At 38.1% G+C, this 4050-nt stretch carries 4 protein-coding genes; 2 read left to right on the top strand and 2 right to left on the bottom strand.

What is annotated here, in order from left to right; genetic code table 11:
• Nucleotides 1–65: 65 nt before the first annotated feature.
• Nucleotides 66–1922: a TonB-dependent receptor domain-containing protein gene (locus AC1DG9_RS26215; protein WP_477635588.1), complete on the bottom strand. Its 1857-nt coding sequence runs from the start codon at nucleotides 1920–1922 to the stop codon at nucleotides 66–68.
• A 5-nt stretch (nucleotides 1923–1927) separates the two neighbouring features.
• A complete protein-coding gene (locus AC1DG9_RS26210; protein WP_477635587.1) occupies nucleotides 1928–2923 on the bottom strand; it encodes a carboxypeptidase-like regulatory domain-containing protein in 996 nt (331 codons plus the stop codon).
• Nucleotides 2924–3164: 241 nt separating this feature from the next.
• Here AC1DG9_RS26210 and AC1DG9_RS26205 point away from each other — a divergent pair, with 241 nt between their 5' ends.
• Both AC1DG9_RS26205 and AC1DG9_RS26200 read left to right on the top strand, forming a co-directional pair.
• Nucleotides 3165–3794: an RNA polymerase sigma-70 factor gene (locus tag AC1DG9_RS26205; RefSeq protein ID WP_477635586.1), complete on the top strand. Its 630-nt coding sequence runs from the start codon at nucleotides 3165–3167 to the stop codon at nucleotides 3792–3794.
• Between the two features lie 40 nt (nucleotides 3795–3834).
• The coding region (locus AC1DG9_RS26200; RefSeq protein WP_477635585.1) for a hypothetical protein at nucleotides 3835–4050 on the top strand (216 nt) is incomplete at its 3' end.

Genomic DNA, 4050 nt, shown 5'->3' with positions numbered 1-4050 from the left:
GTGCAGGAGTTGAGTACGATCAAGGCAAACACCATTAAACATATTTTTTTCATTATTTTAAGACATTAAAAGTTTAACTTAAGATTTAGCCCGTAAGAACGTGTACCAGGTACAGCAAAAATATCATTGGCCTGCATGCTATTGTTGGTACTCATCGCCTGCTCCGGATCGAAAGGTGATTTTTTATAGAAGAAAAACAGGTTGCGCCCAATTAATGAAATGGAAGCTGATTTAATAGCCGAACCTTTAATTGGCAAATTATAGGCTAAAGATACCTGGGCCAAGCGGACATTGGTGCGGGAGAATACATAAGGCTCCATAATCCCATTTCTATCACCGATTGTTGAATAGTACAACGCAGGGTCAATTGAGCTTTGAGGGGTAGTACCCATTATGGCATTAATCGGAATACTTCCTGCATCTCGTGCTTCGCCGGTCCTTTTACTTACTCCGTAAGAATCCAGAAAAGCTTCAGTTTTAGAGAAAGCAACACCGCCGAACTTAGCCGTTACCAAGGTACTTAAACTCAAGTTTTTATATGTAAATGTGTTATTCCAGCCGGTTATCAACTTTGGATTTAAATTTCCAACATATTCCTGAGTTGCAGCCTTACTTGGTTTTCCAGCATCATCTAATATAATCTGCCCTGAAGCATTTCGTGCAAATTTGAAAATGTATAAGTCGTTAAATGACCCGCCAGCTTTGATTATTGAATTAAAACCTTCACTATCGCTACCTACCTGATAACCGGGATTATCGGCAATTAATTCTACAATTTTGTTTTTGTTCTGCGATAGGTTAACGGAGGTGTTCCACCGGAAGTTTTCGTTTTTTATTGGGTCTCCACCTAACGTTAACTCAAAACCCTGGTTGGTCACCTTACCTGCATTCACATAGTAAAAGGTGTAACCGGAACCCGAAGGGGCTGGCAAAGATAAAAATTGGTTGGTACTTGTGTTTTTATAATAGGTAAAATCAAGAGTTAGTCTATCGTTTAAAAAACGGCTTTCCAGGCCAATCTCATTACTGATTATCTTTTCAGGCACCAATGTCGCAAAAGGGGTCTGTGTATTTCTGGTAATCCCTCCTATGCCGTTCGGTCCACCTGCACCACCGATAACATTACCTGGGTTTACGATATTATATGGCACCTCATTTCCTACCTGCGAGGTTGATGCCCTTAGTTTTAAGAAATTGATTTCTGTGGGCATGGTTACCATCTGGCTGATTATAGCGGACACACCTGCCGAATAATAAAAATAGGAATCGTTGCCAGTAGTTGCCAGTGTAGAAGCATAGTCATTGCGTCCTGCCAGATCTACATAGAGCATATCTTTGAACCCTAGAGAGGCATTGGCAAATAAGCCCTGTTTCTGAACTCTGCTGTAGGTCTGATTGATAACCAGATTATAAGGCAGGTTTGCGAAACTGAAAAAGTTCGGGTACTGGAGCGGTGTTGTGCCGTTGGCAAAAGTCATCCCATCATTAAACGTATAATCCTGTATACTTCCTCCCACAACGCCATTCAAGCTGAATTTACCAAAAGTGTTGTCATAGCTTAAGATGGCATCACCATATAAGGCCTTGTCATTATACTTGGTGTAATTCCATGTTCCGTTAGAACTTACGCTTACTGAGTTACCTCCTGCAGCATAACGATAGTCTAATAATCTGTCATTATAATCAATGTTTCCACGTACATCAAATTTAAAATGTGGTAGAAATGCGTATGAAGCTTTTGCTGAAGCAATTACTCTGTTACTAGTGGAAAGTTTTGGGTCATTATATAGTTCCCAATATGGGTTGTTTTGTTTTTCTTCAGTAGAATACCAGTTTTGTTTATACAGATTTCGTTCAGTATTAAAAACTTGATAATTGGTTTTGTAATCGGCAAAATCTCTTTCACGGGCAAATAAATACAACCCCGTTAACGGATTATTGTAATAGCACCGTAATCAAATTGAAACTCAGGTAATGTTGCCGCATTGCTAAAATTTATTGTAGAATTTAAAGCGATAGCAATTTTGCCGTCCTGACCTTTCTTGGTGTTGATTAAAATTACGCCGTTAGCTCCCTGGCTACCATATAAAATAGCACCATTGGCCCCTCTTAAAATAGTAACCGATTCAAAATCATCTTGATTTAGTGCAGAAAGACCATCGCCACCATCTGTTCCACCATAGGAACCCGGCTGCCCGCCTTTGTTATTTACTACAGGCACCCCATCAATTACAAAAAGTGCTTCACTATTTCCGGCAATTGATTTTGAGCCCCTTAATACTGTTTTTGTTGAACCTCCAACACCGGAGTTACTGATGCCGATATCAACACCAGCAGCTTTACCACTTAAAGCCTCCATGAAATTGGGACTTCCAGCTTTTGTAAGTTCTGTGCCTGCAAGTTGCTGTGCCGCGAAGGTAAGTGCTCTTTTCTCACGTTTTACACCTAAAGCGGTAACGACTACCTCTGTTAGGCTTGCATCACCTGAAGGTTTTAACTTTATAGTTACATTGGTTAAATTGCTGATGTTTACTTCCTGGGATTCCATGCCGATATAGGAAACGACCAGTATGGTGGCATTATCAGGAACAGTTAAGGTAAACTTCCCATCAGCGCCGGTAACTGTTATCGCATTGGTACCTTTTGCGGCAACAGTTGCACCAGGAAGTGGCAATCCGGCATCGTCGACTACCAATCCGGTTACCGTTTTAGCAACCATCTCACTAACATTAATGGAGTGTTTTACCACCTTGGAGAGATTTGGAAATAGACTTTTGTTTATTACAATACCCTCAGCCTTAGCGGTATTCTGTAAGCCAAGCGCAGCAACTGCTAGGAGCACTAGCTTCCGCAAGCCTTTGGTGGTGCTAGAAAATGTGATTTCTAGGGCACTGGTTGTGGAATGAACTTTCCTCATTTTCATACATTTGTTTAGTTTAGTTTAATAATTTTTATTAATACAGTCGGTTATTTACAAATGGTTATTGTAAATGAGCTTGGTTAGCCAACGTATTTAGAGAAGGGATCTATTTCAGAAAGAAATTGCCTACAAGGAATTCATTTTTTTTGAAATTATTTTTATTCACTACATTGCATTGGAAAAAAACCAATCTATTTAGCAATTGAAAACAGTAAAGCCCGACTTATCCAGTCTGTGGATCAGAATGTCCATTGAAGACGATGTTAAATCCTTTGAGGCTTTATACTATGCGCTATTCAATAAACTTTTTAAATTTTGCTGTTACTATGTGACTCAAAAGGAGGTTGCAGAAGATATTATTTCAGAAATATTTGTAAAGTGTTGGGAGAACAGGAAAGGAAACCTGCATGTAATTAATCCGGAAACATATCTATTTGTTGCTGTTAGAAATCAATCATTAAAACATCTAAAAAAGCATTCAGGAATCCATATAACTGAATTAGAATTGTCGGGCGAGTATCCATTCTCAGACAACAACAATCCTGAGAAAGAATTAGAACGTAAAGAATTACATATTAAATTAGATAGTGCAATTGAAAAGCTTCCCTTGCAGGCAAAAATGGTTTTTAGGTTGATTAAAGAAAATGGAATGAGATATAAAGAGGTAGCTGAAATTCTAGATATATCTCCAAGAACAGTGCAAACACAACTTTTTAGGGCTATTGATAAACTAAGGATTACACTGCTTTCCTATAAAGAAGCTAAGGATCTATGTGGTAATAATGATAAACAAAATATTAGCGGAAAAATTATRAGTCTTATTTTTTTAATAAGTATAACAAACTATTTTTTAGCGCATTGTAGGCATTTTTAAGTAAAAAGAGTACTATATAATAACACAACAAAAAACACAAATGACTGATCAAAGATTTACGGAGTTATTGGGCAAAAGATTGGCCGGTGAAATTTCACCCAAAGAGCTTATTGAGCTTAAAGAACTGCTTTCAAAAAGTACCGTCCATAGGAATGAGTACGAAAATCTAACCGGTTATTTTAATGACGAAAAATCAGGCGCTAACAATATTGATGCAGTTTTTGAAAAGATTAAGCAACAAATAACTATTCCGGAG

The organism is Pedobacter sp. 05L430 (genome assembly GCF_056397585.1).
The sequence above is the reverse complement of the archived record's forward strand: the minus strand, read 5'-3'. Positions and strand labels throughout refer to the sequence as shown.

What these genes read in the sequence shown, in the direction of transcription:
- AC1DG9_RS26210 (WP_477635587.1), bottom strand. Translation starts at nt 2,923, where the DNA reads ATGAAAATGAGGAAAGTTCATTCCACAACCAGTGCCCTAGAAATCACA.